Raw genomic sequence first — 26,573 nt, 5'->3', positions numbered from 1 at the left:
CAGTCTAGAACATAAAGGGAAATTTCCGTGTCTAGCGTTTCAATAAGCCAAATTACAAAGTCTTACGGGAAGTTTTCTGTCATTAATGGACTTGACCTAGAGATTGAAGACGGGGAGTTTGTCGTATTAGTTGGCCCGTCCGGGTGTGGGAAATCCACGTTGCTTAGGATGATAGCTGGTCTTGAGTTGATATCCGGAGGAAGCATTTCGATCGGATCGCGTGTAGTGAATGAACTTCCACCCAAAGAGCGCGACATTGCAATGGTGTTTCAGAGCTACGCGCTCTATCCACATAAGACGGTCGCGCAGAACATGGAATTTGCTTTAAAATTGCAAAGAGTTCCCAAAAGTGAGATCCAAAATCGCGTGAAACAGGCGGCCGGAATTTTGGGGCTTGATGGTCTGCTGGATCGTTATCCAAGACAGCTCTCAGGCGGTCAGCGGCAACGCGTTGCAATGGGCAGAGCGATTGTAAGGCAGCCTCAGGTCTTTCTCTTCGATGAGCCGCTGTCGAATCTGGATGCCAAGCTTAGAATTTCGATGCGGACCGAGATCAAAGAACTGCATCAGAGACTAAAGACCACGATGGTTTACGTCACTCATGACCAGATCGAGGCTATGACCATGGCCGATAAGATCGTGGTGATGAACAGTGGACGCATAGAGCAAGTCGGCGCACCACTGGATCTGTATGACTCGCCTCAGAACCTTTTCGTCGCCCAGTTCATAGGAAGCCCGGCGATGAACCTAATTGACGGCACTCTTACTAAACATAGCGAGACTGCAATCGTAACAGCGCGCGGCCTTCGGATTCCCACAATCGCTCCCCTGTCTTTGTCCAATGGGAAAGATTTGGTTTTCGGAGTGCGTCCCGAGCATGTCCGCATCGACGATACCGGATTTCCTGCCACCGTCGTCGTTGTCGAACCGATGGGTGCCGAAACGCAAGTAACTTTCAACGCTCAAGGAACAGAGTTCGTAGCGGTGTTTCGAGAGCGGATCCGAGCAGCACCAGGGGAGATAATTCATATCAGCTTCGATCCCGATAGGATTTACCTATTCGATCGGCAAACTGGTCAGCGCCTTTGACGAGCGGTCACTCTGCCGGCCACCAGCGAACTTCAAGGTCGAATAATATTCGATCATGCGACCTTAGCCGCGCAGCGCCGGTTGATCCATCGGAGCGACGTTCCACACGTTCTCGACAACCATAACATAGCAATGCCAGAGGATATTAAGATGGCGAGTAAAACGGATTATGACGTCGTAATCATCGGTGGGGGGCACAACGGTCTGACAACGGCCGGCTACTTGACCCGCGCCGGCCTGAAGACCTTGGTGCTCGAACGGCGCGGCATCGTGGGCGGCGCCGCCGTCACGGAGGAGTTCCATCCCGGTTTTCGCAATTCGGTTTGCTCCTATTCCGTCAGTTTGCTCCATCCCAAGGTGATCCGCGAACTGGAGCTCGGCGCCCACGGCCTGGAAATAATGGAGCGGCCCGTCGCCAGTTACATGCTCCTGCCCGAAGGCGAATCGATAATCTTGCCGCGAGATGCCAAAGCGGCTGAACAGGAGATTAGTCGCTTCTCCCGGAAAGATGCCCTACGCATCCCGGCGTTCGATGAACAAAGACAACGTTTAGCCGATGTGTTGCGTGACAGCCTGCTGGAGACGCCGCCGAATTTTGGCGGCGGATTAGGCGACTTGATGACCCTACTGACCACCGGCAATCGCTTTCGCAAGCTCTCGCCAACTCTGCAGCGCGAGTTTGTAAAAGTGATGACGATGAGTATCGGCGATTATCTCAACGAATGGTTCGAATGCGATCCCGTCAAGGGCGATTTTGGCTGGGAGGGTATCGTTGGCAATATGGTCAGCCCATACCATCCGGGGACCGCGTACTTCCTGTTGCACCACGGTTTTGGTGAAGTTAATGGGAGGAAGGGTGCTTGGGGGCACGCGCGCGGCGGTATGGGTTCGATCACACAAGCGATGGCCCGCTCTGCTACGGCGAAAGGGGCAGAGATCCGCCTGAATGCAGCTGTACGCGAAGTCGTCGTCGAGAAAGGCGTAGCGCGGGGGGTTGTTCTGGAGGATGGCACGGCGATTCGCGCACGGGCCGTGGTCGCCAATGTTGGACCCAAGCTGCTCTACCTCAAAATGATTGACCGCTCAGCGCTCGACTCGGACTTTCTCCGGGAGATAGAGGGGTGGCGTTGCCGTTCTGGTACATTCCGGATGAACGTTGCCCTGTCTGAAACACCGCGCTTCAATGGCCTCGATCGGGTCGAAAATCCAGCCAAAGCGCTGACCGGCTCGATCCACATTACCCCTTCTCTTGATTACCTCGAACGGGCCTACGACGATGCCAAGCGCGGTGGCTGGTCGAAGGAGCCGGTGATCACGATGGGCATTCCGAGCGTCTACGATGACAGCCTGGCTCCGCCCGGGTGTCACGTGATGAGCCTGTTCTGCCAGCATTTCGACCCCCTACTCTCCGGCGGTCGAACGTGGGACGAAGTCAAGGAGGAGGTGGCCGACCTGATAGTCTCGACAATCAACGGCTACGCGCCCAATTTCAAATCCAGCATCGTGGGCCGTCAAGTACTAACCCCTCTCGACCTCGAGCGCGATTTTGGCCTTGTCGGCGGCGACATCCACCACGGCGCTCTGCACCTGGACCAAATCTGGTCCATGCGCCCGGTCGGCGGCTACGCCCAGTATCGAGGCCCGCTGGCCAATCTATATATGTGCGGCGCCGGCACGCATCCTGGCGGGGGCGTATCCGGTATTCCCGGCCACAACGCCGCACGGGAAATCCTCAGAGATTTCAAAAGGCGCCGCTTGGCAGCTTAGCATCGCGCGCTCGATCGGCACCCCCATGGCGCCTTCGTAGACTGTCTAGTGCCGGTCGAGCAACTGGTCGGATCATTGTGTTGCCGAAAAGATCCGGCCAAGACTTTGACGAGAGCGATCTAAGGGGTGCGTCCAAGATTGTGGATGATGCAGTCGAGCGCCCGGCCGACACAGCTCAGCGCCCGCGCCCCAAATCTGGCGTCGCACGATCCGTTCGAACGTTCGAACGAATGCTACGTCGACTGCTCAGACGTCTCGCTCTTCATCGCACGAGAGCGTCCTCCACGGTTCGCCGTGGCGTGCCGAAACGAGCGTGAAATAAGCGGTGCGCGCTTCCATAGAAACCTAGCGCGGCGATCTGCAGTTAGGAGTCGTTCGGCCTAAGCAAGTCGTCCACAACTGACGACTGTCAAACTCTCACTTGAACTACGGTGCCTGTTTCGCACGATTGTATCGCGGCCTCCATCAGAGCAAGGCTTTTGATATTGTCGCTTCCATCTGGGAAAAACCATGGCCGGGACTTGCTGACGGTAGCTTCTGCAAATGCCTGGAGCACAGCTGCCCTTCCAAAAAGCTGGTCCCGCAGGAGCGCCTCGGCGCGGTTTTCTCCGTGACCCTCGACGACCATTACGCGGTCCCCATCAAGCGTCACGTCGCGGTCGCCCCGGCACGCCCAAGTAACTTCGCCGCGCTGGCATTGCATGTACCAATCACCCGAAAAAGGGGTATCGCTTCGCGCTTCCCATGATGCTGTCCAGCTGACGGTTACGTCGCCCTCAAAAACCACGATCGCCGCTGCCGTGCCAGGATCGTTGAACTCGCTCCAAGACGGCCGAGGAGCGGTACAAAAAACGGAGACGGGCTCGCGACCAATAACCATACGCATGAGGTCGAAATGATGGATCCCAAGATCAGCGATGAGCGGGTGTTGAAGCTCGTGGTGCCAGGTCGCACTCGCCTCGCTTTCATAGGTGAGCATGCGGCGAAATGCTATCGAAACCGCGGCGATTTCGCCGAGCTTGCCTTGGCGCACGAGATCTGCAGCGCGCTGAGCTGCCGGAAAGAAACGAAAGTTCTGATTGACCATCAATACTAGGCTGCGGTCCTCAGCCATTCGCACCAGGGTACGCGCCTCCGCGACCGAGGGTACGAATGGCTTTTCAACAAGAACGTGGCAGCCTACCGCAAGGGCGCGTGAAACCAGATCGACGTGAGCCTCTGTCGTTGTCAAGACAAGTACGCCGTCAGCGGCAGTTTGCTTCAAAGCTTCCTCGAGCGACAAAAAGAAGGGTGTCACATGGTCGCCGAGGCGTACGCGGGCGGCAGCCGCCCGTTCCTGGCTGCGCACCACATATCCTACGATTTCAACGTCTTTGATCTGGGGTATAACGCTGTTGGCCCAATTGACGCCCCATTCACCGAGGCCAACCTGCACTAACCGAACCTTCACGTCGAACTCACATCCGGTTCAGAAATCTGGAGGCCTCTCGCCAAGATCATCTTGTCGAGGCCGCTCTCTAAACTTGTTTCTGGCCGATACCCGACCTCTTGAACGAGTCGCTCGCATTGAAATTCCCAGGCCGTCGGTGGAAACTCCGCCTCAACAGGAATGGCTTTGATGCCAGGAAAGCGACGCTGAAGGTGTTTGACGGCGTCCCCCACGTGACGATAATCGCCGGTTACATTGTATGCTCGAACCGTTGGTGTCTGCGACGTCAAACAGTGCAAAAGGGTCGTGGCTGCATCGGTGACAAATGTCCAATCATTGGCGCCGCTGAAGTCCGGGTACTGGACTTCCGTCTTGCCGGACAGGAAGTCGTCAATGACCTGCTGCAGAGCGCGCCAACCCCGATCGCGTCCAGCGCCGTATATCCACCCGAACCGCAGGCCTAGAAACTCTGGAGCTCCCCACTGACGGGCCAAGGCTTCTGCGAGCAACTCGCCATAGGCTTTAGTTACGCCATAAGCGCCTTCAGGGGCAATTGGCCTGTGATCGCCTCGTATCTCACTTGTGCCAGTAGTGAATACGGCAACTGAGCTGGCATAAATTACGCGGCGGGCCCCAACTTCATGTGCCGCCTGAAAGACACTTGCTGTACCCACACAGTTCACACGGGTGCCAAGTACAGGGTCATTCTCGCAAACATCTGAGAGAACTGTTGCCAAATGCACCACGATTTCTGGCTGGTGGGAACGCATCGCAGTGAGGAGAGCCTGGTAGTCAGTGATGTCGCCAACGATCCACGTCCCGACGCTCGCCTTCCCAGGCTCGACGATGTCATAACATATCACCTCATGACCGTTTCGATGGGCAAGTTCAATGAAGCGCTGCGCGAGAAAGCCCGAACCACCGGTCACAAAAACTTTCATCAGTAATTTCCCTTCTTCGTACTGCCAGCGACGGCAATCTAGGCTCGATCCGGCAAAAGAGGCGCAAACAATTATGCGCCGCCATTGCCACCTGATTGGGGTGAAGGGAGGTCCCTCGGCAGCCATTCGCCGGTACCGAGGCTCGTCTCCCTATTGGGTCACTGTCCTACCCACGTATCTTTCCGGGCACGTATCTGCGGTGGCGCCACTCAGCACCCTTCCGCGAGGAGCCTCTATTCCAAAGAGCATTCAGCCCTTGACAGCACCTGCGCTCAAACCTGCCACAAACTGCCTCTGAATTAGAAGGAATAGGATAATCGGGGGCAACGAGAACAAAACGGACGCTGCCATCACGATATTGAGTGGCGTTAGGTATTGTCCGACGAATGATGAGATACCAATCGACGCAACCCAGTTTTCTGGTGATGTAATAGTCGTTCTAGCAAGCATATACTCGTCCCACGCGTCGAGAAATGCGTAGATCGTGGTCGCCGCCAATCCGGGCAGAACCAACGGTCCTGTGATATAAAGCATTATCTGGAACCACGATGCTCCATCCACGCGTGCAGCCTGTTCAATTTCTTGCGGAACACCGTCGAGCATCGACTTCATCATCCAAACGACGACAGGAAGCGTGAAAGCGAAATTTCCAAGCACCAATCCGAGCAACGAATCTCTAATGCCCAACTGCACAAAAATCTGGAACAGTGGGATGATCAGCACGAGTGTTGGGATCATCTGCGTCGTCAGGATCAGCAACGAGAAAACCGCTCGCCCGCGATATCGGAGGCGCGAAAGCGCGAAGGCCGCTGGAGTTCCCACGAGCAGGGCCAAAGCCGTGGAGCTCAAGGACACCACAAGTGAGTTGCGCATCCACAACGGCAAGTCGGTTTCCGTCAACACCGAGAGATAGTTTTCGATTTTTATGTCAGGTAGGAAATTTGGTGGGAAGGCAAATACTTCCTCGGTCGTTTGCAGCGACGTGATAACCATCCAATATACAGGGAATACCGCGATCGTGGACGCTATGAGCAATGATAGCCAGAACAGGGCTCGGTTGAATCGTGCCTTGGATATGGAGCTCATAGGTTCACTCCTCCGACCGATACAGGATGGCGAGATAGATAGCTGAAAACACGAGGGAAATTGTCAGAATGATTGTGGCAAGCGCGGCGCCAGTGCCTGGATGGAAAAAGCGAAACACCTCGTGATAGGCTTGGATCACAACAGTCTCAGTTCCCCTCGCCGGACCACCGGATGTCAGAACGTAGACAATTGTGAATGCTCTCCCGAAACTCCAAATTCCGATCAGCAGCATAAGAAAAATGCTGATTGTTTTGAGACCAGGCAGGGTCACGTGGATAAATTGAGAAATGGGTCCCGCTCCGTCGACAACCGCTGCCTCGTACTGCTCCTTGGGGATGGACTGCAGGCCTGCAAGCAACATCACCATTCCCAGCGGGAAAGCCTTCCAAACCGATACTCCGGTAACTGACATCAGCGCATAGGGATTTCTGTTGAGGAAATCAGGCGCAACGCCCGCAACTTCCGCAGTTAGGTAGCGAAGAACCCCAAACTCATAACTGAACATCCATGACCAGATGAGCGCTGTCGCAACATACGGAACTGCCCAAGGCAAAATCAAGACACAGCGGAAAAACCAACGGCCCGCAAATTCTCCATGAACGAGCAATGCACCAGAAAGCCCGAATATCCATACCAGAACTACATTACCAATCGTATATAATGCTGATATCTCAAGCGCTTGATAGAAGTATTTACTATGAATAATTGTTGAATAGTTTTTAAAACCAACAAGACTCGCTCCACCTGGGGATATATCGTTCGATTCAAATGACGTTTTTATCGCCTCAAATATGGGATAAAAGTATACAACTGTGAGTGCTACAGCGCACGGTAGAAGAAATAAGTATGGGGTCAGCTGCTCTCGCCTCCGCCAACCTAAAGCAAACCTTCGTCCGCTGCCGCTCGACAACGCTGTGGCAATGGAAACTTCTTTGTCCATGGGCGTCACCTCAGTAGGGCCTTCTGCCGGCCGACCTGCCGGTCGACCGGCCGAGACGTTAGTTCGCTTTCTTTTCGGCGACAAACTTTTCAAGTTCGCCCTGGAGATCGTTGGTAGCCTGCTCGACATCCTTGTTGTTGAAGAGGATGTCCTCGATCGCAGGGCCGATTATGTTGTAGATCTCAGGTCCATACTCCTCCATGCCCTCAGGAGCATAGGATACAGCGTGGTCTCCGGCTTTGACAAAGGCCCCAAACCAGGGATTCTTGTCCAAAAAGCCGGCCGGGATCGAGCCCTTCACCGCGGGAAGCGCTTTGATGATCTCAACCACGCTCTGCTGCATTTCCGGCTTCAGCAGCGTGGCAATAAAGCGCCCTGCTGCATCTGCGTTTTTTGCTCCCTTTGGAATGCCAAGGAAGACGGTAACCGCGGCCGACTGCGCTCCCGGGAAAGGCGGGACGGTGGCCTGGATATTTTCATAAACTTCCTTGTTCTGCTCAGCCGCAAACCCGACGAGGAAGGGCCCAACGATGAACGAACCGATTTTGCCGTTGACGAACAACTGCTGCGCCTCGATACTATTCACCCTCGGCACGAGGCCATCATCATAGATTTTTTTGATAAACTTCAGAGCGGCAATCGTATTTGGGTCGGTTGCCGTTGGCTTGCCAGCCTTAAACCAACTTCCTCCGAAGCCTAAGACAATCGGCGTGGTCTGAATATAGGTAGCGTCGGCAGCCTCACTGGTCGATAAGCTGAAGAAGCCAAACTCTTGCTTGGCAGGATTTCGAATCTTTTTCATTGCTTCCAAGAATTCGTCCACATTTGTGGGGAGCTTGGCACCGGCGTCTTTGAATAGCTTTCCATTCACCAGAAGCGCGCGCGGATTTGTTTGAAATGCCACACCGTATACGTGGCCGTCCTTGATCGCGACTTTGTGGGACGCGCTCAGTTGATCGGCGGACACCCCGGCCATAGCCAGGTATTTGTCGAGTGGTTCCAGCAGCCCCTGCTTTACGAAGGAGCCCATGTCCGGATCAAATAGGGTAACAATATCGGCCGGACTGCCGGCCCTCACTTCCGAATACTGTTTGTCAAAAAACCCTTCATAGGGAACGGTGATTGGCTTGATCGTGTCTCCGGCGTTGTTCTTCTCAAAATCGCCTTTGACCTTGTTAAGAAAGGCGGCGTTGGAAGACTCACCCCACTGCCAGGTGGGAAAAGCAACCTCTGCAGCGTGAGCCGCAGCGCAAACGCTCAGGGCTGCTGCGCAGCCCATTGCAAGAAAAAGTCTAGTTCCCTTCATTTTTGTTCCTCCTTCTCCCTTTGCTGCGGCCAACCCGCAACTCCATTCCTATCAGAACGCTATTCTATTTCAAACGGTCGGTCAAGCTCGCACCCCGGAATCCTGGGTCGGCTTTCGGGGCAGGGATGGGCGGAAAGCTGTAAAGCACTAGGTGTTGACCAATGGAGCGTGGGCTAGCTCAATCGCTAGTGCTCGGCTGCCGGTGCTCGGTGAGCTTAGTTCAGATCCGTCCGCGGGTGCACGGATACACTCTTTTCCGAAATTCGACCGGATGGGAGGACTAAACATATCGAAATCGCCCGAGCACCGCCTGGGTCTAGGGCACAGGACTCTAAAATCGCCCGGCTCTGTGCCAAGCAGATCTTGCTAGTTTATCTTGCACAAGTCCGCAGCGGCGGAACCAGTTTGCCGCATCCCTCGATTGATAGAGCGCGCCACGTTCTTCCCCCCATTTCATGTACGAGGTAAGTTCGATCGGCGTTGCCGATCCCTTCCCTTCATCACCCAGGCCGATGGTCACGAAGTCTGACGGGATGACCCGGGATGTAGAGCGAACTCCCTCATCGTATTGACGTTCCCGCCTCCGAAACGCCGATCGCGGGGCAAGATCCCGTCAGTTCTAACCGCAGGGGGCGGGAACTACGACAACGCTCGGCTACGCAGATGGACTCCCATCAGGATCGTGACCACTGGGCGGATTTGCCTTTTGGCAGTGCTCGTTCCAGATGTGCGACGTCAACTGGATGATTAAGTTCCCAGAACTCTTGCCCGTCGTTTTCGACCTCCACCACATACATGGCATGACCATTCTCTAGAAAACGCAGTTGCTCTAGTTTTTCGGCGCATTCAAGCGGACCAACAGGCAATTCGTGAAATCCCTTCAGACATCTGACTCGATACCCGTAGAGGCCAACATGATGATATACTGGTAGTCTTGTCAGCGTGTCAGCAGAAGAACCGTGCGGAAGGAGCGACTTTGAGAAGTAGAGCGCGCGATTTCTTGCATCGAAAACGCTCGTTGTGGCGCCGATCCGGTGTTCGCGAACGTCATCAGCCATGCGCAGATAGCTCTCTGCACTGCATTTGATGACGGGAGTGACCACGTCAGCTTCGGGGTGCTCGGCTAGAAAAGCAAAAATCGTGACGGCGAACTCCGGCGGGGTCAGCGGTGCATCGCCCTGAAGATTGACCACAAGATCGTCATCATTGAGCCCAAGGATGCTCGCGGCCTCCGCCACTCGCTCTGTCCCGTTGCGACATGAGGTGCTGGTAAGGAGTGCCGTGTATCCGTATTTCTCTACGACCGCTGAAATGCGCTCGTCGTCGGTCGCAACATATACTCCGTCGACGCCTCCGACCTTCCCAGCGGCATCAATCGTATGCAAGATAGCGGCTTTTCCATTTAGTGCGACAAGAGGCTTACCCGGAAACCTCGTGGACCCGTAGCGTGCAGGGATGATTATTACCCGTTTACTGTACAACGCAATTCGCCTACGCAATCCGAAATTGGAAAGGGCCCGGTCGAGTCTCCTTTTTAATCACAAAACCCCTCCCTCAAATTGCTTTCTGATCTGACGCGCAATAATCATGCGCTGTATCTGATTGGTTCCATCCCATATTTGATGGATTTTGGCATCACGATAAAACCGCTCGATAGGATACTCTTTAGAGTAACCGTAGCCGCCGAATATCTGGAGGGCGTTAGAAACGTTCCTCACGCACATGTCGCCAGCGAAGAGCTTCGCATGCGACGATTCCTTGGTGAAGGAGAGACCAGCATCGCGTCGCCAGGCGGCATTCCAGATCAACAGTCGAGCTGCATCTATTTCGGCCGACATGTCCGCCAACATAAATTGGATAGCCTGATGATCAAATATCGGTTGTCCGAATTGGCTTCGCTCCAGCGAATAGGCGAGTGCGCCCTCCATTGCGGCCTGCGCAAGGCCCACCGCTTGCGATGCGGCACCGAGTCTTCCTGGCCCGTCTAGGCCTTGCATGACAACGCGGAAACCCTCGTTCCCTCCTAGCTGATTTGATGCCGGAATACGGCATTCATCGAAAAATACTGGAGATGTGCCGAAGCCGCGAATGCCCATTAGATCTAGCTTCTCACCAACAACAAGGCCGGGTGCGGTGCGCGGGACGATATAGGTGCGAATGCCCTTGTGGCGTAACTCTCTATCTGCGGTGGCTACGACAATGAAGTGGTCTGCGTATGCGGCGCCTGAGATGAACATCTTTTGCCCATTTAGGACGACCTCGTCTCCCTCATGACGAGCCGTGGTGCGGACGGACGCGGCGTCCGATCCGGTATCTGGCTCAGTAAGGGCGAAGGAGCAGAGCTTCTCGCCACGGATTAGCGGCGGAATGTACATCTCCTTCTGCTCGTGTGTACCGAGCGTTGATATATAGTGGACCATGCCGTCGGTAAGGGTGATACCGTTAGATACGGTGGAGGACGCCCTCGCAATCTCTTCGACTACAATACACCAGCTAAGCGTATCGGCTCCGTGTCCACCAAACATTTCAGGAGCCGTCAGACCAAGAAACCCCAGTTCTGCGAGGCGTCGATGCAAATTCCAATCAAACTGAGCCGACGCATCAATTTCTGCGGCGCGGGTCGCGACCTCTGCCGTGGCAACATTTCGCGCCTGGTCGCGAATCGCGATTTGTTCGGCGGACAGTGCAAAGTCCATATACTTGCTCCGGAGGTAACTTTTTTCGATAATGAGCCGTGCTCAGGCGGTGCAGCAAAAGGATGCCCGGAAGCCCCGACGTAGGCGGCAGCCCGGATTCACTTGACTGAGTGTCGCTACGAAGATAGAATGTCATTCCTTTTGGAACGCTACCTTGGAGACGAACGTGCGGGTTGTCAACTCTCTTGTGGAGCGGTGTTTTGCAGTCATCGAACTGCTCGCGAATGAAGCATCCTCTATGCGGCTAGGCGAAATTGCCGAAAAGCTGGATTTACAAAAAAGCGCCGCCCACCGGATGCTTAACATCTTGTGCGAAATAGGTTGGGTGGAGCAGGAGCCAGTCACGGGCTTCTACAAGCTCACTCTCCGACTCGCCATTCTTGGACAACGTTTCTTAAGTGCGACGCACCTAACCGACATTTGCCAGCCAGTGTTAGAGGATTTAGCCGTTCAGAGCTCAGAGCTTGTACGGATGGCCGTAGTGCAGGGAGAGACCCTTACCTGGATTGCACAGGTTCAAGGCGCTCAGAATGGCCTAAAATATCAGCCCGAAATGGTAGCAAAGGTTCGCTTGGCGACGACAGCCAATGGAAGAGCCTATTTGTCGACGTTAAATCCAACGGACGGTATTAGGATTGCGTTAAATGGCTCAGGGACAGGGGGCAAGCAATCCATTAGCCCTGTGGAAGAGTTCATGGAGGAATTGAAACTCACTCGAACTAGAGGCTGGGCAATTTCCAACGAGGAGGCCGAGCCTGGCGTCGTCGCGATTGCCGCCCCAATCATATTGGGTGATGGGAAAACTGTTGGCACCGTGAGCGTCGCAGGCCCCAGCTCGCGTTTAACCACAGAGCGGCACGAAGAAATTGCTTCGGCGGTGGTGTCAACGGCTGGCAAACTCGGAGAGCTTTGGCCGCTGAGAGAACGCTATAGCAGTCCGAAGCAGTCAGCGTAAGCTCGTCCACCTAACTCCAACTGGCCATGCTGTGCGACGAAGGCAGCGCTCTGGAAATCTCAAACCTCTCGAATCGCCCAAAAAGAAGCTCTGCGGATCGGGCTAGAGTTCTGGTCGCCGCAGAGGGGGCGGCGAGTTGATGGCTTGCCCACTAAGTCGGTCAGTGGACATCAACCCAAGGCCCAGCGACGTTACGAATCGTCGTTGACAATAGATGGAATAGTGTTCTATCTAGAATACAGTTGGAGCTCACCTTCGTGGTTATCGGATAGCTTGATCGCTAGAAAAAGGCAGCCTGGGCCATGCGCAACTATTCCTTTCTGCGGCCAACCTCCAGCCAATGCCGCGCATCGCAAACCTGGTCTCATATCCCGCATCGATTTGCCAGCATCCTTAGGATCCTAGGGCTACCACTGGCTTCTTTGAGAGGCGCCAGCTTCGATAAAGCAATTCTGTGATCTGATCTAAGCCTATGGGATCGAATTAACGCCTGGCAAGTGCTCCAAGTTCGTTCACTCAAGCAAATGGAGAGCAATATGCGGACACGCGCCGCTGTCGCTGTCGCCGCCGGAAAGCCGTTGGAGATCATGGAGGTCGACCTCGACGGTCCGCGCGAGGGCGAGGTGCTCGTCGAGATCAAGGCGACCGGCATCTGCCACACCGACGAGTTCACCTTGTCGGGCGCCGATCCGGAGGGCCTGTTTCCGGCGATCCTCGGCCATGAGGGTGCCGGCGTGGTGGTCGATGTCGGCAAGGGCGTCACCTCAGTCAAGAAGGGTGATCATGTCATCCCGCTCTATACGCCGGAATGCCGTCAGTGCCCGTCCTGCTTGTCGAGAAAGACCAACCTGTGCACCGCCATCCGCGCCACGCAGGGGCAAGGCTTGATGCCCGACGGCTCGTCGCGCTTCTCGATCGGCAAGGACAAGATCTTCCACTACATGGGCTGCTCGACCTTCTCCAACTTCACCGTACTGCCCGAGATCGCGCTGGCCAAGGTCAATCCCGACGCCCCCTTCGACAAGATCTGCTACATCGGCTGCGGCGTCACCACCGGCATCGGCGCCGTCATCAACACCGCCAAGGTCGAGCAAGGCGCGACCGCAGTCGTCTTTGGCCTCGGCGGTATCGGCCTGAATGTCATCCAGGGCCTGAAGCTGGCCGGCGCCGACATGATCATTGGCGTCGACCTCAACAACGACAAGAAGGAATGGGGCGAGCGATTCGGCATGACGCATTTCGTCAATCCGAAGGAGATCGACGGCGACATCGTCCCGCACCTCGTCAACATGACCAAGCGCGGCGCCGACCAGATCGGCGGCGCCGACTACACGTTCGACTGCACCGGCAACACCAAGGTGATGCGCCAGGCGCTGGAAGCCTCGCACCGCGGCTGGGGCAAGTCGGTCGTCATCGGCGTCGCCGGTGCCGGTCAGGAGATTTCGACCCGGCCGTTCCAGCTGGTCACCGGCCGCACCTGGATGGGCACCGCCTTCGGCGGCGCGCGCGGCCGCACCGATGTGCCAAAAATCGTCGACTGGTACATGGACGGCAAGATCCAGATCGACCCGATGATCACCCACACGCTGAAGCTCGAGGACATCAACAAGGGTTTTGACCTCATGCATGAGGGCAAGTCGATCCGAAGCGTCGTCGTTTACTGAAGCAGACCACAAGCCGCCGACCAACCGGCCTGCGACCTCTGTGGTTTACAAACGGGAGGAGAAAAGAATGCCGGAAAAACTGCATCCAAAAATCGACAATGGACTGCCGAAGGAGAGCGCAAGCTTTGCCGGCGGCACGCTGGTCTGCGCCTGCACGAGCAAGCCGGTCAAGGTGAAGGTCAAGGGCCAGATCGCCCACAACCACGCCTGCGGCTGCACCAAATGCTGGAAGCCGGAAGGTGCCGTGTTCTCGGTGGTGGCCGTGGCCGGCACCGGCGACGTCACGGTCACCGAAAATGGCGACAAGCTCAAGGTGGTCGATCCCTCGGCATTGATCCAGCGCCATGCCTGCACTGGCTGCGGCGTCCACATGCACGGACCGGTCGAGCGCGACCATCCGTTCAAGGGCCTCTCCTTCATCCATCCCGAGCGCTTCGAGGATGACGGCTGGTCGCCGCCGGGCTTCACCGCCTTTGTCTCCTCGATCATCGAATCCGGCGTTGATCCCAAGCGCATGGACGGCATCCGGGCGCAGCTGAAGTCAATCGGGCTGGAGCCTTATGACTGCCTCAACCCCGGCCTGATGGATTATATCGCCACCTGGACGGCGAAGAAGTCAGGCGCCTTGCCGGCCTGAACACCGTAGATTTCGGCAGGGGCCGGACACGTTTCCGGCCCCTGTCCTCGTAAGGTTTGCGGTTCGTGCGAAACTGATGGGCCTTCCGATAATGCAGCTGTTCCGAAGCGAGCGTCCACGGGATCGAACAAATTTGCGGAACTCCCATGACCTGGTTGTCTCGACCAAGAAATTGCGCGCCAAGATCTTGACGTGCCCCCAAGCTGCGCCGGCCGCCAGAAGGCCTCAGATTTCCTATTTTAGGTCCTCCGCAATCTTGGCCTTGGTGAGAGCATCAAAGGGTACCAAAGCATCCCACTGCCGGCTGATGACGACACGTTTCTTGCCTTTATCCGCTCGGTCGCGCCGCGATCAGCGCTCTCTCTGCCCGCCGACGAGCAACAGGCCCGCCCTTGTCTGGACATCGGCGCTCAGGACCTGGTCATAAGCGGAATTCATTGGCTCGGCATTTTCTGAGGCGTAGTCCCGCTCGGCTGGAGCTGGCCTTGGGATACCTCAGGGGTGTCCTGCAGCAGGGGCTTCAACAGAACTTGCATCCAAGCGGGAAGGGTTGGCAGGCCTTCGGCCAGGTCGGCGCGGAGGCGCTCACCTTGATCGGGATCGTTCAACAGTCGGCGCAGGCGCCGTAACAGTTTCTGGTTCCCTTCATCCTGGCTTAGCATATCGCGCATCCAATGCAGCGCTTGGACGACGCGCATTGCCGGGCGTCCGGCCCAATAAAGTTTGCTGGCCGACGTGGGCCGGAAGGTGATGTCGAGGTTGCCAAGGCGAATCGTCCGCAACCGCGCGTCGGCGTGTACGACAATGCGGGCTGGTCCAGTGTCAGTCAGGCCGAGGTCATTTGCTGCGGTCATGCCGTCAACGAGGACCGTATCTGATCGCGCCGCGCCACCGCGTCGATGACGCCTCGGGGGTCTGGTGGGCTTTTTTGCTGGGTCAAGGTGTTGAATGTCGGTCGATCGTAGAGCCCGCGATCAATCCGCCGCAGCTCAGCGACCTTGACCATCCGCTGCAGCACCTTGTCCACGGCATCGCGATTACGGAGGTCAAGAAAATCCGCAGGCGTCCAGACCGTGCGTGATGGGCTCTCCGCGATGCGATCTTGGATTAGAGCCTTCAGCTCCGATCGAGTCTCTCTCATGTCCGAAATATGTATACGTATTTCAGACAAGTGCTAACCTGGGGCTGTCCGAAAAATGTCAACATATTTCGGATCAACAACCTGGCTATTTGCTACTAACAATCCAAGTAACTGCCGAGCTCGACGTCCACTATCCAAGTTCGTGAATCGCTACGCTCGGCACAACAGCCTTGGCGATCTCACATAGGTGCTGGTGATGCGTAAGATAGATCACCTGACCGGCACTTGCCATTTCGCCAAACAACCTGAAGACCTCCTCGGAACGGACATGATCGAAGGTTTCCATGATGTCGTCTGCGATGAAGGGCACGGAGGGCCGAAACTGCGCAAACTCGTAGTACCCCGCAAGCCTCAGGGCCAGATAGAGCTGAAAGCGCGCGCCCTTTGACAGCGCGTCGGCGACCTTGGATTGCCCATCGCGCTGCAACGCGATGAGCACTTCCCCACCCTTCACAGGTTGAGTTGTCAGGCCGGAATATTGGCCGCGCGTCATGAGCGCGAAAGCGTCGGATGCCCGCGCCATCATGCCGGAGCGATGACGTTCGCGGTAGGTACGCAGGGCATTTCCGGCGGACATGATACCCAGTTTCAGCTCGATATAACGGACGGCCTTTTCCTCGATTTCCAGAAGGACGGTGCGCCGTTCGGCATCTATTCGGGCAACGGCGCTGTCGCCGCCAATGGCGTCCAGCTTGTCGGTCGCGCGCGTCTGTCGAATGAGCTGCTGCTGTATCGCCTCGTCAGAAGCGCGAAGCCTTTGTTCGGCCTCAGCCTTCTCGATTGCAAGACTGTCGAGATCGACAGCATCCAATATCGAACGCGCCTGCTCGAACCCTTCCACCGCGAGCTCGGACGACACCTGCTCCTCAAGTTCGGCCACGGTTGTGCGCAGGCGATCCCTGTCACGCAGCAGTTCGTCGCGTTGCACGACTTCGGATAGCGTGGCCACGCCAAAGACGCTCAGGACCTCGTTTTTGCGGCGCTCATGTGCCGAAATCTCGGCATCGAGGATCTCACGCGCTTCCTGCAGGCGCTGCAGGTCATTGACGAGATTTGCCTTGGCCTCGCGCGTGCGCTCGGCGCGCTCCAGGCGCTCGGCAAGCCGGATCGCCAGCTGTTCGGGTTCGTCGTCGTCGGCCACCTGGCCCGCTAGGGCTGCAACGGCGGTAACCTCGACCAGGAAATTGTCCCTGTCGGCCTCCATCTTCTCTATTCGGAGCTGCATGGCGTCCCGGTCTTGAAGACTTTTTGACAGTTCAGCCAATTGATCGAGGACGCCGCCGACGCCGGGCGCCGAGATGCCGCTCTCAAGCCAGGTGCCCTTGAGCGCTTCGGCAACGCCGGCTAGCCATTCATCCTCGCGCCGCTCTGCCACGTCGACGGCTCGACGCCTGGCGGCCAAATCCTCTTGCCGTGCCCCAACTGTTTTGAGCGTCTCGGTACGCTCGGCGTCCACCTTGAATTGCCTGTCAAGGAACAACTCTGCCACGGCCATGACCGTCTCAAGGCTGTCGGCGGGATCTGAACCGACGCCGACACTCGCCAGAGCCCCGCTCAGCTCCAGCCGTATTTGGTCTCTCTCATCAACCGCCCGCTCGGCTTTCTTGCGGGCAAGCTCGATCTCCTCCCAGGCCGCGAGCGCATCGATCCGGGCAGTAATGCGGTCCTCGATCAGTTCGATTAGCCGTTCGGGAGAAGTTTCCTGGCACTCTCCGAGCAGGTCACTTGCCGCTGCGCGAATTTCCGAGAGCACGGCCTCCCGGTCCGAGCTGTTGCGCGCAAGTTGGTCTCGCGCATGCGCGATGGTGGCAGCGGTTTCAGCGAGGCTGCGGCTTGCCGTGCGAATCTCAACGAGCTCCCGCGCGTTGGCCAGACGGCCTGCTCCAACACTGTCATCTCGAGCCAGTGCTGCCGCGAACTCGTCCGCCGTTTCGCCAGTAAGGTCATCGCGATGCCGCGCCCAGGCCTCGTCCCGGGCGCGCCGAGCGGCGGCGGCCGCTTCGTCGTCGTTCACATCGACCAAGGCACGAAGGGCATCCAGCTGTGCTGACAGCAAATCGTGATTGCCCTGGTGCTCGACAAGACGTTCGGAAAGGACGGCCCTGCTTTTTCTCAGCTCTGCTACCAGCGCCTTCCATGCGCCAAGCCGCGCAGCATTGGGAATGGCGACCCTGGCCAGTGCCTGAGCGTCGCCCGACCAGGGGTGCAAGCGCGCGATCGCGGCCTCCCATAGAATTGCACCGGCATCGGCGGCTTCGCGTGCCGCCTTGATCTCCTTCATGTACCCGCTGGCCTTTGCCGTAGACAAAGCCGAAACCAGCCTTGCCCTGGCAGGTTCGGGCACGGCCCGTTCTTCGCCGACCCGCTCGCGTGCCGCCTGAAGGGCATCAGCAGCTGCCGCAGCCTCGTCGCGCGCGACGCGCACGCTGGTAACGATCCCGGATCGCTGCTCGACCATGGTGCGAACAGCACCAATGGTTGCAGCAGGCAAAAGCAATATGGCAGGGTCTGGCTCGGAGGTCCTTCCAAGGGCGGCAAGGCAACTCGCCACGGCATTGTCGAGGATTTGCAGCTCCGTCCTGCGACTTGGTAAGTCCAGGCCGGCTGAGACGTGGCGCACCTTGCGGTCAGCTAGGCCGCGAACCCGTTCGGAAATCGCAAGAATCACCGCGTCCACATCGACCGATGCGACTTTCGTCGTCACCCGCTTAAGCTCGTCCACGCTCGCGGACAGCCGCGTTCTCAGACTGGCGTCGGCCTCGATCATGTCGGCGACACTGCCGGTCCAGGTGCGTGACGGTGAAGCGATCTCGGGCAACTCGGCCAGTTGGGCTTCCTTACGTCGGATATCAGCAAGGATCGGGATCGCGCGAAGATACTTTGCGATCGTATCGAGCCGAGCCGACAGCACCGACCGTTCGGCGATGGAGCGGTCGTATTTTTCCGTCGCGTCCAGACGCTCTGTCTCGAGAGTTTCGAACGTCGACGCCAAAGTGTCGATCGCCTCCTTCCCGGACTTCAGTTCCGCAAGTCGCTTTTTGAGCAGCGCAAGCTCGGTTCCATGTGCCTGCTTGCGATAGAGCCTGTCCGCTTCGGCCTCCAGCACGCTCAATGTATCGCTTGCGTGCCCGAGGCCGGCGCTGGCCGTGAACAGCAGCTTGCCCAGGTCGCCGCGCGACTCCAGGATCGATTTTCCACCTGCTTCCAACGTTTCGTCGTCCAACGAGAACATGGTCTCGTATGCGTCGCGAGACAGCCCGGCGAGATGCGCTGATATCGCCATCTCGCTGACCGGTTGGCCAGTCGCGTTCAGCAATGAGTTGGTGCGCTGCTTCGTGCGTGTGAACGTGTGCTCAGCGCCGCCGAGTTCGAGCACACCGCCGATGCGCATCGCGCCGTATTCGTGCAGGAAATTGTAGCGGCTGCGTTCCTCGATGCCGAACAGCAGATCGAGATAGCCGGAAAGCGCGGTCGACTTGCCGGCTTCGTTCAGGCCGAACACGATATGCAGGTCGGCACCGGATTCCGGTTTTGGCCCGAAGTCGATCGCCCTGTCGGTGAACTTGCCATAGCGAACGAGATCAAGTCGCCGGAGCCTCATTCTGACCCACCGGCCTTGAGGCGGGCGGTGACCAGGTCGGCACCGTTGGCAAGCACCCTGTCGAGGAACAACTCCAGCTCAGCCTCGTCTTTGCCGGCGAAATCACGCCCGTCAGGCGGAAGATCCGCGATCATCTTCTGGACCAACGCCCTCGCCTCAGCGCGGAAAGCTTCCGAGCTGGCATCGGCGCGCATGGATTGAGCGAGTTCGAAAATCGGATCAGCGACGCCCTCGGATGCTTCGGCTGCGTATGGAGAAACGTTAAGTTCGAGCTTCTCCACCCAGGTGTCCCCCATCTGTTCCGCGACCTGCTCAGCTTCTGCGAGCAGTAGGTCGCGGTCACGGATCAGCGCCCAGGATATAGGTGACGCCCCGGTCAGGCCGAGACGGACCACAACATGACGGGCCCTGACGAAGGCGCGCACATCTTCAAGCGCAGAGCGGATTCGCCCGACAACTTCGGACCATTCCACCGTTTCGGTCAGGTCGACGTTCACCCGCTCGAATTGCGCGATACTGGTCAACCTTTCCTCGATCTCTATGGTGCGGTCGTCCCGTATCGTCACCAGGGTGACGGATTTCTCTCCGGCCTCGTTGATGTCCCTGCCCTGTGGAATTCCTGGCATCACCACGGTGCTCACCCCGGGGTGGACTTGGCGGATATGGATGTGCCCAAGGGCCCAGTAGTCGAAGCCATGGCTGTGCAGGTCAGCGACGCTGCAGGGAGCGTAGACGTCGTGGCCGGGCGATCCGGCCAGGCTCGTATGCATGATGCCGACATTGACCGCGCCTTCACGGCCAGCAGGGTACTTTGGCAGCAGACTTTCCGGTGCCTTGGGGCTGGCAAAGCTCAAGCCATTGAACATGACGTCGAGCCCGCCTGCTGTCTGCAGCACTGACTGGGGACGGCCGCCGAAAATCGTGACCGTGTCAGGGAACACGAGCTGTTTCGATATCCGCGACATGGCGTCATGATTGCCACGGATCTTGAAAACCCTGATGCCGGCTTGGTGAAGTCGTGTCATCTGTGACGCCAGAAACCGCGCCGTTTTCATCGACGTCTGATCGCCATCATAGAGATCGCCGGCAATGACCAGGGCCTCGACACGTTCCGCAAGGCAGAGATCCACGATCGAGACAAATGCCTGACGGCTTGCGTCTCCGACAAGTTCGGCAAGGTCGGGGTTTCGCATCGCCAGCGAACGCAGTGGCGAGTCGAGATGAATGTCGGCGGTATGTACGAATCGAAATACCATTCGGCGGTCTCCGCCCACGAACATACCGATGTTCGATCGCGGTTTGGTAGGTGAATTTCGCGCGACGCCGTATTGGCCTCCATTGCTTGGGATAGGGTTGAAGCTCAGCCGAGCCTGGCGACCGGCCGCAAACGGGTGACATATCGTTGCCTGATCCACCACATGATTGCCGACCATAGGTTGACGTCGCTCGCCTTGCGTGGATCGTCGGTCGTACTTTCGACCGCTCGACGGAAGCGGTTCTTGCATGCCTGCGACTGACGCCGGTTCCAGCACGATCAGCCAAGGGAGAAACAGGTGCTCAGGTTCAGGGCGTCGCAAAAACCACAATTGGAATGTACTGGACCTTCAAGTGTTAAATACAGGAAATAGTATTGCCTGATCCGGTTGGAGATTGACTTTATGCTCGATTACTTATCGGAGTGAGGGCCGATCGGGGGAGACAAATTGACAGTTCTGGGACGACTACCTGCATCCAGGTAGTGACTAACGTGGGGTCGGAACAAGAGCAGTGCGAAATCGTACGCTAAGGGCGAACGGATCATGAACCCTACTGTAGTGCGGCTGTTGAGCATCCGATCCCTGTGGATTGTCATCGCAGAGCACCAGTTTTGAGCGCTGCGCTATGGAACCGGTATCACGCCGCCCGAGGAACCCGTGAGGTAAATGTCGCCCTGGTAACCGATACACTGGTGCCGCCAGCATCGCTGACGACATCGACCCTGGCCTCCAACTGCTTCACGAGCGCCTCGACGATCGCCGTGCCGAGGCCGGTATTTGGCACATCGTTCGCGATCTTGCCGATACCATTGTCCGAAACCGTCAGTTTCCAGTCGCTGCCGGCAGTCTCGTAGGTGACCTGAATACGGGCGCCGGCCCTCTCCTTCGGAAAGGCATACTTGATCGCATTGAGCACGAGTTCGGTGACGATCAGCCCAAGGCTGACGGCCCGTTGCGAGTCCATCCTGCCGTCTTCCGCTGTCACGTTGACGGCGATCGGCTGGGCTTCGCCGACCATGGACGAGGCCAGGCTGCTGCATAATTTCGGCAAATAGGAGCCAACGTCGATCTCATCGACACCGGCCGAAGTGTGCAGATGGCGCTGCACTTCCGCCACCGATAGCACGCGCTGATGAGCATCCTTGAGATGCTGACGCGTCTCTTCCGAGGTGACGTTCCGAGCCTTCAGCAACAGGATGCTGGCGATGATCTGCAGGCTGTTGGCAACCCGATGCTCCATTTCGCGCAGCAGCACGTCCTTCTGGTTGAGCAAATCTTCCGTGCGCTTGAGGAGTTCCTCCTTTTCCTTCTCGATCACACGGCGCGCCGTGATGTCATTGAAGGCCAGCAGGATGGTGATGGCTGAACTGTGGTCGTAGAGCACCTTACGGGCGTTGAGCAGCATAGTGCGACGGCCGATCTGCGGGAAGTCATGCTCGACCTCGAAGCCGTCCATCGCGGTCTTCTCGGGGATGATCGTCTCGAGTAGCAGCCGAAGGGCGGGAATGTCCCACTGGCCATCGCCAAGTGCGTAAAGTAGCGAGCCGCGCGTCTGCTCAGGGTCGACCTCGAAGGTCTGGTAGAAGGAGCGGCTGGCTGCCAGCACGCGGAACTGCTCATCAAGCACGAGGAACGGCTCGGCGATCGTGTTGACGATCGCCTGCGCCAGCGTCTGCGCATCTTCGATATTCGCGATGGGATGGAACATGGGCGTAAAAGCCGAACGAGAGGCGTTGCGCCTCTCCAAGATATGACACTACACCGTTGCGAGTGGCGTGTCGCGAGTTGAATTGCCTGACGACCCAGGCAGGTCAGGGTTGCCAACATTGCCGCCGGCCGGCGCTATGATCGCGGTGTTTATGCCGACCAGCTTGCCATCCGCTGTTACGAGCGCCCCGCCCGAATTACCAGGGTTGATCGAGGCATCGGTCTGGGCCGAGCGCACTCACGATACGGATGTCACTGTCTGACCAAGGCCAAAGGGATTGCCGATCGCCACGACGGTATCGCCGACACGAAGCGTGTCGGAATTGCCGAAAGGAAGCGCCGTGAGCTTGCTCGCGTTGATCCTGATTAGGGCAATGTCAGTCGCCTGATCGCTGCCGATAAGTTCTGCTTTGAAACGGCGGCGATCCTTGAGCGTCACCGAGATCTCGCTGGCATCGGCGACGACGTGATGATTGGTCAGGATAAGACCCTTTTCGGCATCGACGATGACGCCGGAACCCGCACTAAGCCGCGGCTGCGCCTCAGGCATGTTGAAATAGCGCCGGAAGAAGGGATCGTTGTAGAGCGGATTGGTTTCGGCAGATGAACTCGAAGTAACGGCGATATTGACCACCGCTGGGGTCACTTGCTCAAGCACGTCGGCGAGCGGCCGCTCGGTGTTCGCGCCTATAACAGGCTGCGGCGTGGCCGGCATCGCCGGCATGGGAGCGAAAACGAAATAAAGGGCGGCGAACGCGCCGATATGTCTAGACGATCGCATTGTCATTTTTCGACCCCGAAACTCTAAATTCCTCCTATCGGCGCGGCCGGCTGGCTATCGGGTTCGCTTTCGTTGGAACGGACCAAGCAGGTCGAACCTTCGAATTGTGTCGGTATGCGCCCGTTCGATTTTCAGAGCCGCCGCGCCCCGAGCGGGCGCGGCGCTTTCTCAGCCCATTCAAGCTCCGTTTTCAGGACTCGGTTTGGTATCCGCGAGATTGCGCGCGGCCAGAAACATAATCGTATACGCCGCTTTCCGCCGGTCCCACCCCGCAGCCTCCGTTCTGTCGAGCAAGTCCGCCAGAACCGCATCGAGCGCAACCTTCAGGTCCGCTTCGTAATTCAGATCGGTGGCCGCGCCCGAGGGCGGCGGGATTACGTTGAAATTCATCATGTTCATGGCGTCACCCATCTGTCAGAGGTGTCCGCGCCCACGCGGGGTGCGGACTGAGTTTTTTGGTCAGAAGTCCATGCCTCCGCCAGGCATTGCCGGAACGGGAGCTTCCTTCTTCGGCTTCTCGGCGACCATCGCCTCTGTGGTCACAAGCAGGCCTGCGACCGAGGCTGCATCCTGGAGTGCGGTGCGCACCACCTTCGCGGGATCGATCACACCCTGGCTGTATAGGTCACCGAACGCATTGGTCTGGGCGTTCCAGCCATACCCGAAATCGCCTGCCTTCTCGCGGAGCTTGCCGACGATGATCGAGCCTTCCGCGCCGGCGTTCTCGGCAATCTGGCGCACTGGCGCCTCTATCGCGCGTCGCACGATCTCGACGCCGTATTTCTGGTCGGGATTGTCGACCGCGACGCTGTCGAGCGCCCTGGCCGCCCGGAGCAATGCCACGCCGCCGCCCGGCAATACACCCTCCTCGACGGCTGCTCGTGTGGCATGCATGGCATCATCGACGCGATCCTTGCGTTCCTTGACCTCGACCTCGGTCGACCCACCGACACGAATAACAGCAACGCCACCGGCGAGCTTGGCCAGCCTCTCCTGCAGTTTGTCGCGGTCATAGTCGGAGGTAGTCTCCTCGATCTGCGCCTTGATCTGGGCAACGCGGCCTTCGATCTCGTTCTTCGAGCCGGCCCCATCAACGATCGTGGTGTTTTCCTTTTCGATGACCACCTTCTTGGCGCGGCCCAGCATATTGAGCGTGACGTTCTCGAGTTTGATGCCAAGATCTTCCGAGATTGCGGTACCACCGGTCAGGATCGCAATGTCTTCAAGCATCGCCTTGCGGCGGTCGCCGAAGCCGGGCGCCTTCACCGCAGCGACCTTGAGCCCGCCGCGTAGCTTGTTGACGACCAGCGTCGCAAGCGCCTCGCCCTCGACATCTTCGGCGATGACGAGCAGCGGCTTGCCCGACTGGACGACCGCCTCCAAAACGGGCAGCAGCGCCTGCAGGTTGGAGAGCTTCTTCTCGTGGATCAGCACATAGGGCTCTTCGAGCTCGACGCGCATTTTCTCCTGGTTGGTGATGAAGTAGGGAGACAGATAACCACGATCGAACTGCATGCCTTCGACCACCTCGAGTTCCGTTTCGGCGGTCTTGGCCTCTTCGACGGTGATGACGCCCTCGTTGCCGACCTTCTGCATCGCTTCGGCGAGGAAACGGCCGATTTCGGTGTCGCCGTTCGCCGATATGGTGCCGACCTGAGCGATTTCATCGTTCCTGGTGATCTTGCGCGCGTTCACTTTGAGTTCGGCGACGACAGCCTCGACCGCCTTATCGATGCCGCGCTTCAGGTCCATCGGGTTCATGCCCGAGGCCACGGCCTTGGCGCCTTCCTTGACAATCGCCTGCGCAAGCACTGTCGCGGTCGTGGTGCCGTCGCCCGCAATGTCGCTGGTCTTCGAGGCGACTTCGCGCACCATCTGCGCGCCCATGTTCTCGAACTTGTCCTCAAGCTCGATTTCCTTGGCGACGGTGACGCCGTCCTTGGTGATGCGCGGCGCGCCAAACGACTTGTCGATGACGACATTGCGGCCCTTCGGGCCGAGCGTCACCTTCACCGCATTGGCGAGGATGTCGACGCCGCGCAGCATCTTCTCGCGGGCTTCGGTATGGAATTTCACCTCTTTGGCAGCCATGTTGTATCACTCCTTTCCAGGCAGCTAATTGGTTAATTGGTATGTTTCCAGTCCCGCTCAGGCGGCTTTTCTGGCCTGCGCTTCGGCCTCGACCACGCCCATGACGTCGCTCTCCTTCATGATCAGGAGATCCTCGCCACTAAGCCTGATTTCCGTGCCGGACCATTTGCCGAACAGGATGCGATCGCCGACCTTGACGTCGAGCGGCTGCAGCTGGCCGGCGTCGTCGCGGGCGCCTGGTCCGGCGGCGATGACCTCGCCTTCCTGCGGCTTTTCCTTGGCGGTGTCTGGAATGATAATGCCGCCGGCCGTCTTTTCTTCGGCCTCGATGCGGCGGACCAGGATACGGTCGTGTAATGGACGGAACGCCATGTCGTTCTCCTCATAGTCTAACGCTTCTTAAAAAGTCCTCCGCACCGCCTCCGAACGAATCCGGCGCGGGGAGCGTGATCCTTTCGGCATCGCGCGCGAAACGATCTGGTTTTGGATTATTCGGTTTTCAAGAGGCCGCCGCAAAAATTTTGGCACTCGACAGGCGAGAGTGCTAGCGCGTTGCATTCGTTGGTCTATTATCGCCTTCGGCCGCACAATGGGTCTTGAAATTTTGGATCATTCTTCCAAATTTTATCGCGCAGGATGGGCCATTCGCAGTGCCATCCAAAAGGAGTCAAATCTCAAGGAGATATTTGGAAGCGGAGGACATCGATGGAACGAAGCGTATTGCCAATCATCCCCTCGGTCGCCCCAGAAACCTCTGATCTGTTCATCGACCGGCTGCTCGACCCGTCACGATTTTTCAGCCACCCCGACGATGTGCTGAAAGACGACGCGCTCGACGTCCAGGAAAAGCGGGCGATCCTGTCGTCGTGGGCATCGGATGCCTGCGCGGTCGAATCGATGCCGGCGCTGCGCAAGCCGCCGGGGGCTGCATCGGCCGTGACTTTCGACGCGATCATGGACGCTTTGTGCAGCCTGGATGACATCCGGCGCAACGCGTCCATGGCGGGTGATCGTCAGCCGCAAAACGCTGACACGATCAGGCTCGACTCGTGACCCGGCTTTGACAGAGGAGATTTGCATGGTCGCAGGGAATTCCGGCTGCAAATGAAGGGCTATGGGCTCACGACCGCGGAGATCCACTATCACCTTCCCGATCATGCGAGCTTGCTGCAGCTTTATGTCTGGCAGGCCTTACGACCTTGCTCCGGAATTCCCGACGCTGAAAGGCTTTCTCGGCTTCTGGGAGCGCGAACTGGACGGCGCGCTGCATATTCCGTGCGCGTCGCCCACCATCGCTTGATCAAACCATCTGAATGGACCCGATCGACGGCGTCTTTGCCATTCAGTGAGATGAAGCGAGCCCGTCGGAACGGGTCCTTTCGCTTTCCTCTTCCGGCTCCAGCATCTCGATCAGCGCGGCAATTTTGGTGCCGGGCAAAGGACGGCCTTCGCCTATCAGGGCCTCGTCATTGACCAACCAGGCGAC

19 protein-coding genes and 3 pseudogenes are annotated in these 26,573 nt (G+C 57.8%); 7 read left to right on the top strand and 15 right to left on the bottom strand.

Going from position 1 to position 26,573, the window contains the following annotated elements; all coding sequences use genetic code 11:
• Positions 1–27: 27 nt before the first annotated feature.
• Positions 28–1,089 carry an ABC transporter ATP-binding protein gene (locus CKW40_RS38380; protein WP_095204858.1) on the top strand — a complete coding sequence of 354 codons (1,062 nt, stop codon included), beginning with the start codon at positions 28–30 and terminating at the stop codon, positions 1,087–1,089.
• Between the two features lie 150 nt (positions 1,090–1,239).
• Positions 1,240–2,856, top strand: a complete 1,617-nt coding sequence (locus tag CKW40_RS38375; protein WP_095204870.1) for a phytoene desaturase family protein — start codon at positions 1,240–1,242, stop codon at positions 2,854–2,856.
• A 409-nt stretch (positions 2,857–3,265) separates the two neighbouring features.
• Here the strand turns inward: CKW40_RS38375 and CKW40_RS38370 are convergent, their stop codons facing one another.
• From CKW40_RS38370 to CKW40_RS38340, 7 genes are all read right to left on the bottom strand, one after another.
• Positions 3,266–4,306 (bottom strand): Gfo/Idh/MocA family protein, encoded by a 1,041-nt coding sequence (locus CKW40_RS38370; RefSeq protein ID WP_095204857.1) that lies wholly within the window; start codon positions 4,304–4,306, stop codon positions 3,266–3,268.
• Positions 4,303–5,226 carry an NAD-dependent epimerase/dehydratase family protein gene (locus CKW40_RS38365; RefSeq protein WP_179298270.1) on the bottom strand — a complete coding sequence of 308 codons (924 nt, stop codon included), beginning with the start codon at positions 5,224–5,226 and terminating at the stop codon, positions 4,303–4,305. Before CKW40_RS38365 ends, CKW40_RS38370 begins: the two co-directional genes overlap by 4 nt.
• Positions 5,227–5,475: 249 nt before the next feature.
• On the bottom strand, positions 5,476–6,312 hold the full coding sequence (locus tag CKW40_RS38360) for a carbohydrate ABC transporter permease (protein ID WP_095204855.1): 837 nt from the start codon (positions 6,310–6,312) through the stop codon (positions 5,476–5,478).
• A 4-nt stretch (positions 6,313–6,316) separates the two neighbouring features.
• Complete coding sequence (locus CKW40_RS38355) at positions 6,317–7,252, bottom strand: carbohydrate ABC transporter permease (RefSeq protein ID WP_179298269.1); 936 nt, start codon at positions 7,250–7,252, stop codon at positions 6,317–6,319.
• A 58-nt stretch (positions 7,253–7,310) separates the two neighbouring features.
• Positions 7,311–8,591 carry an ABC transporter substrate-binding protein gene (locus CKW40_RS38350; RefSeq protein ID WP_143748469.1) on the bottom strand — a complete coding sequence of 427 codons (1,281 nt, stop codon included), beginning with the start codon at positions 8,589–8,591 and terminating at the stop codon, positions 7,311–7,313.
• A 641-nt stretch (positions 8,592–9,232) separates the two neighbouring features.
• Positions 9,233–10,039 (bottom strand): 3-deoxy-manno-octulosonate cytidylyltransferase, encoded by an 807-nt coding sequence (gene kdsB, locus CKW40_RS38345; protein WP_095204852.1) that lies wholly within the window; start codon positions 10,037–10,039, stop codon positions 9,233–9,235.
• A gap of 57 nt (positions 10,040–10,096) precedes the next feature.
• On the bottom strand, positions 10,097–11,254 hold the full coding sequence (locus tag CKW40_RS38340; protein WP_095204851.1) for an acyl-CoA dehydrogenase family protein: 1,158 nt from the start codon (positions 11,252–11,254) through the stop codon (positions 10,097–10,099).
• 166 nt (positions 11,255–11,420) lie between these two features.
• Between CKW40_RS38340 and CKW40_RS38335 the strand changes: the two genes are divergently transcribed.
• The 3 genes from CKW40_RS38335 (at position 11,421) to gfa (ending at position 14,510) form a co-directional block, all read left to right on the top strand.
• Positions 11,421–12,209 carry an IclR family transcriptional regulator gene (locus tag CKW40_RS38335; protein ID WP_210200204.1) on the top strand — a complete coding sequence of 263 codons (789 nt, stop codon included), beginning with the start codon at positions 11,421–11,423 and terminating at the stop codon, positions 12,207–12,209.
• 536 nt (positions 12,210–12,745) lie between these two features.
• Positions 12,746–13,873, top strand: coding sequence for an S-(hydroxymethyl)glutathione dehydrogenase/class III alcohol dehydrogenase (locus tag CKW40_RS38330; protein WP_095204869.1), 1,128 nt, complete (start codon positions 12,746–12,748; stop codon positions 13,871–13,873).
• 67 nt (positions 13,874–13,940) lie between these two features.
• Positions 13,941–14,510 carry an S-(hydroxymethyl)glutathione synthase gene (gfa, locus tag CKW40_RS38325; RefSeq protein ID WP_095204849.1) on the top strand — a complete coding sequence of 190 codons (570 nt, stop codon included), beginning with the start codon at positions 13,941–13,943 and terminating at the stop codon, positions 14,508–14,510.
• A gap of 434 nt (positions 14,511–14,944) precedes the next feature.
• Here the strand turns inward: gfa and CKW40_RS38320 are convergent.
• The 8 genes and pseudogenes from CKW40_RS38320 to CKW40_RS38285 form a co-directional block, all read right to left on the bottom strand.
• Positions 14,945–15,651 (bottom strand): annotated as a pseudogene (locus tag CKW40_RS38320) (DUF6088 family protein).
• 130 nt (positions 15,652–15,781) lie between these two features.
• Complete coding sequence (locus CKW40_RS38315; RefSeq protein WP_095204848.1) at positions 15,782–19,252, bottom strand: ATP-binding protein; 3,471 nt, start codon at positions 19,250–19,252, stop codon at positions 15,782–15,784.
• Positions 19,249–20,508, bottom strand: coding sequence for a metallophosphoesterase family protein (locus tag CKW40_RS38310; protein ID WP_095204847.1), 1,260 nt, complete (start codon positions 20,506–20,508; stop codon positions 19,249–19,251). Before CKW40_RS38310 ends, CKW40_RS38315 begins: the two co-directional genes overlap by 4 nt.
• Before the next feature lie 637 nt (positions 20,509–21,145).
• Positions 21,146–22,216, bottom strand: coding sequence for a sensor histidine kinase (locus CKW40_RS38305; protein ID WP_095204846.1), 1,071 nt, complete (start codon positions 22,214–22,216; stop codon positions 21,146–21,148).
• Positions 22,217–22,264: 48 nt separating this feature from the next.
• Positions 22,265–22,930, bottom strand: a pseudogene (locus CKW40_RS38300) (trypsin-like peptidase domain-containing protein).
• A 243-nt stretch (positions 22,931–23,173) separates the two neighbouring features.
• Positions 23,174–23,407: a hypothetical protein gene (locus CKW40_RS38295; RefSeq protein WP_244571464.1), complete on the bottom strand. Its 234-nt coding sequence runs from the start codon at positions 23,405–23,407 to the stop codon at positions 23,174–23,176.
• Positions 23,408–23,455: 48 nt separating this feature from the next.
• On the bottom strand, positions 23,456–25,087 hold the full coding sequence (gene groL / locus CKW40_RS38290; protein ID WP_095204845.1) for a chaperonin GroEL: 1,632 nt from the start codon (positions 25,085–25,087) through the stop codon (positions 23,456–23,458).
• A gap of 57 nt (positions 25,088–25,144) precedes the next feature.
• Positions 25,145–25,459 (bottom strand): co-chaperone GroES, encoded by a 315-nt coding sequence (locus CKW40_RS38285; protein ID WP_095204844.1) that lies wholly within the window; start codon positions 25,457–25,459, stop codon positions 25,145–25,147.
• Positions 25,460–25,792: 333 nt separating this feature from the next.
• Here CKW40_RS38285 and CKW40_RS38280 point away from each other — a divergent pair, with 333 nt between their 5' ends.
• Positions 25,793–26,140: a hypothetical protein gene (locus CKW40_RS38280; RefSeq protein WP_095204843.1), complete on the top strand. Its 348-nt coding sequence runs from the start codon at positions 25,793–25,795 to the stop codon at positions 26,138–26,140.
• Between the two features lie 51 nt (positions 26,141–26,191).
• Positions 26,192–26,436 (top strand): annotated as a pseudogene (locus CKW40_RS38275) (usg protein).
• Positions 26,437–26,573 lie beyond the last annotated feature (137 nt).

The sequence above is a fragment of the Mesorhizobium carmichaelinearum genome, from assembly GCF_900199455.1.
GTDB classification, from domain to species: Bacteria; Pseudomonadota; Alphaproteobacteria; order Rhizobiales; family Rhizobiaceae; genus Mesorhizobium; species Mesorhizobium carmichaelinearum.
Note: the sequence above shows the minus strand (reverse complement) of the source record. Positions and strands in the feature narration are given on the sequence as shown.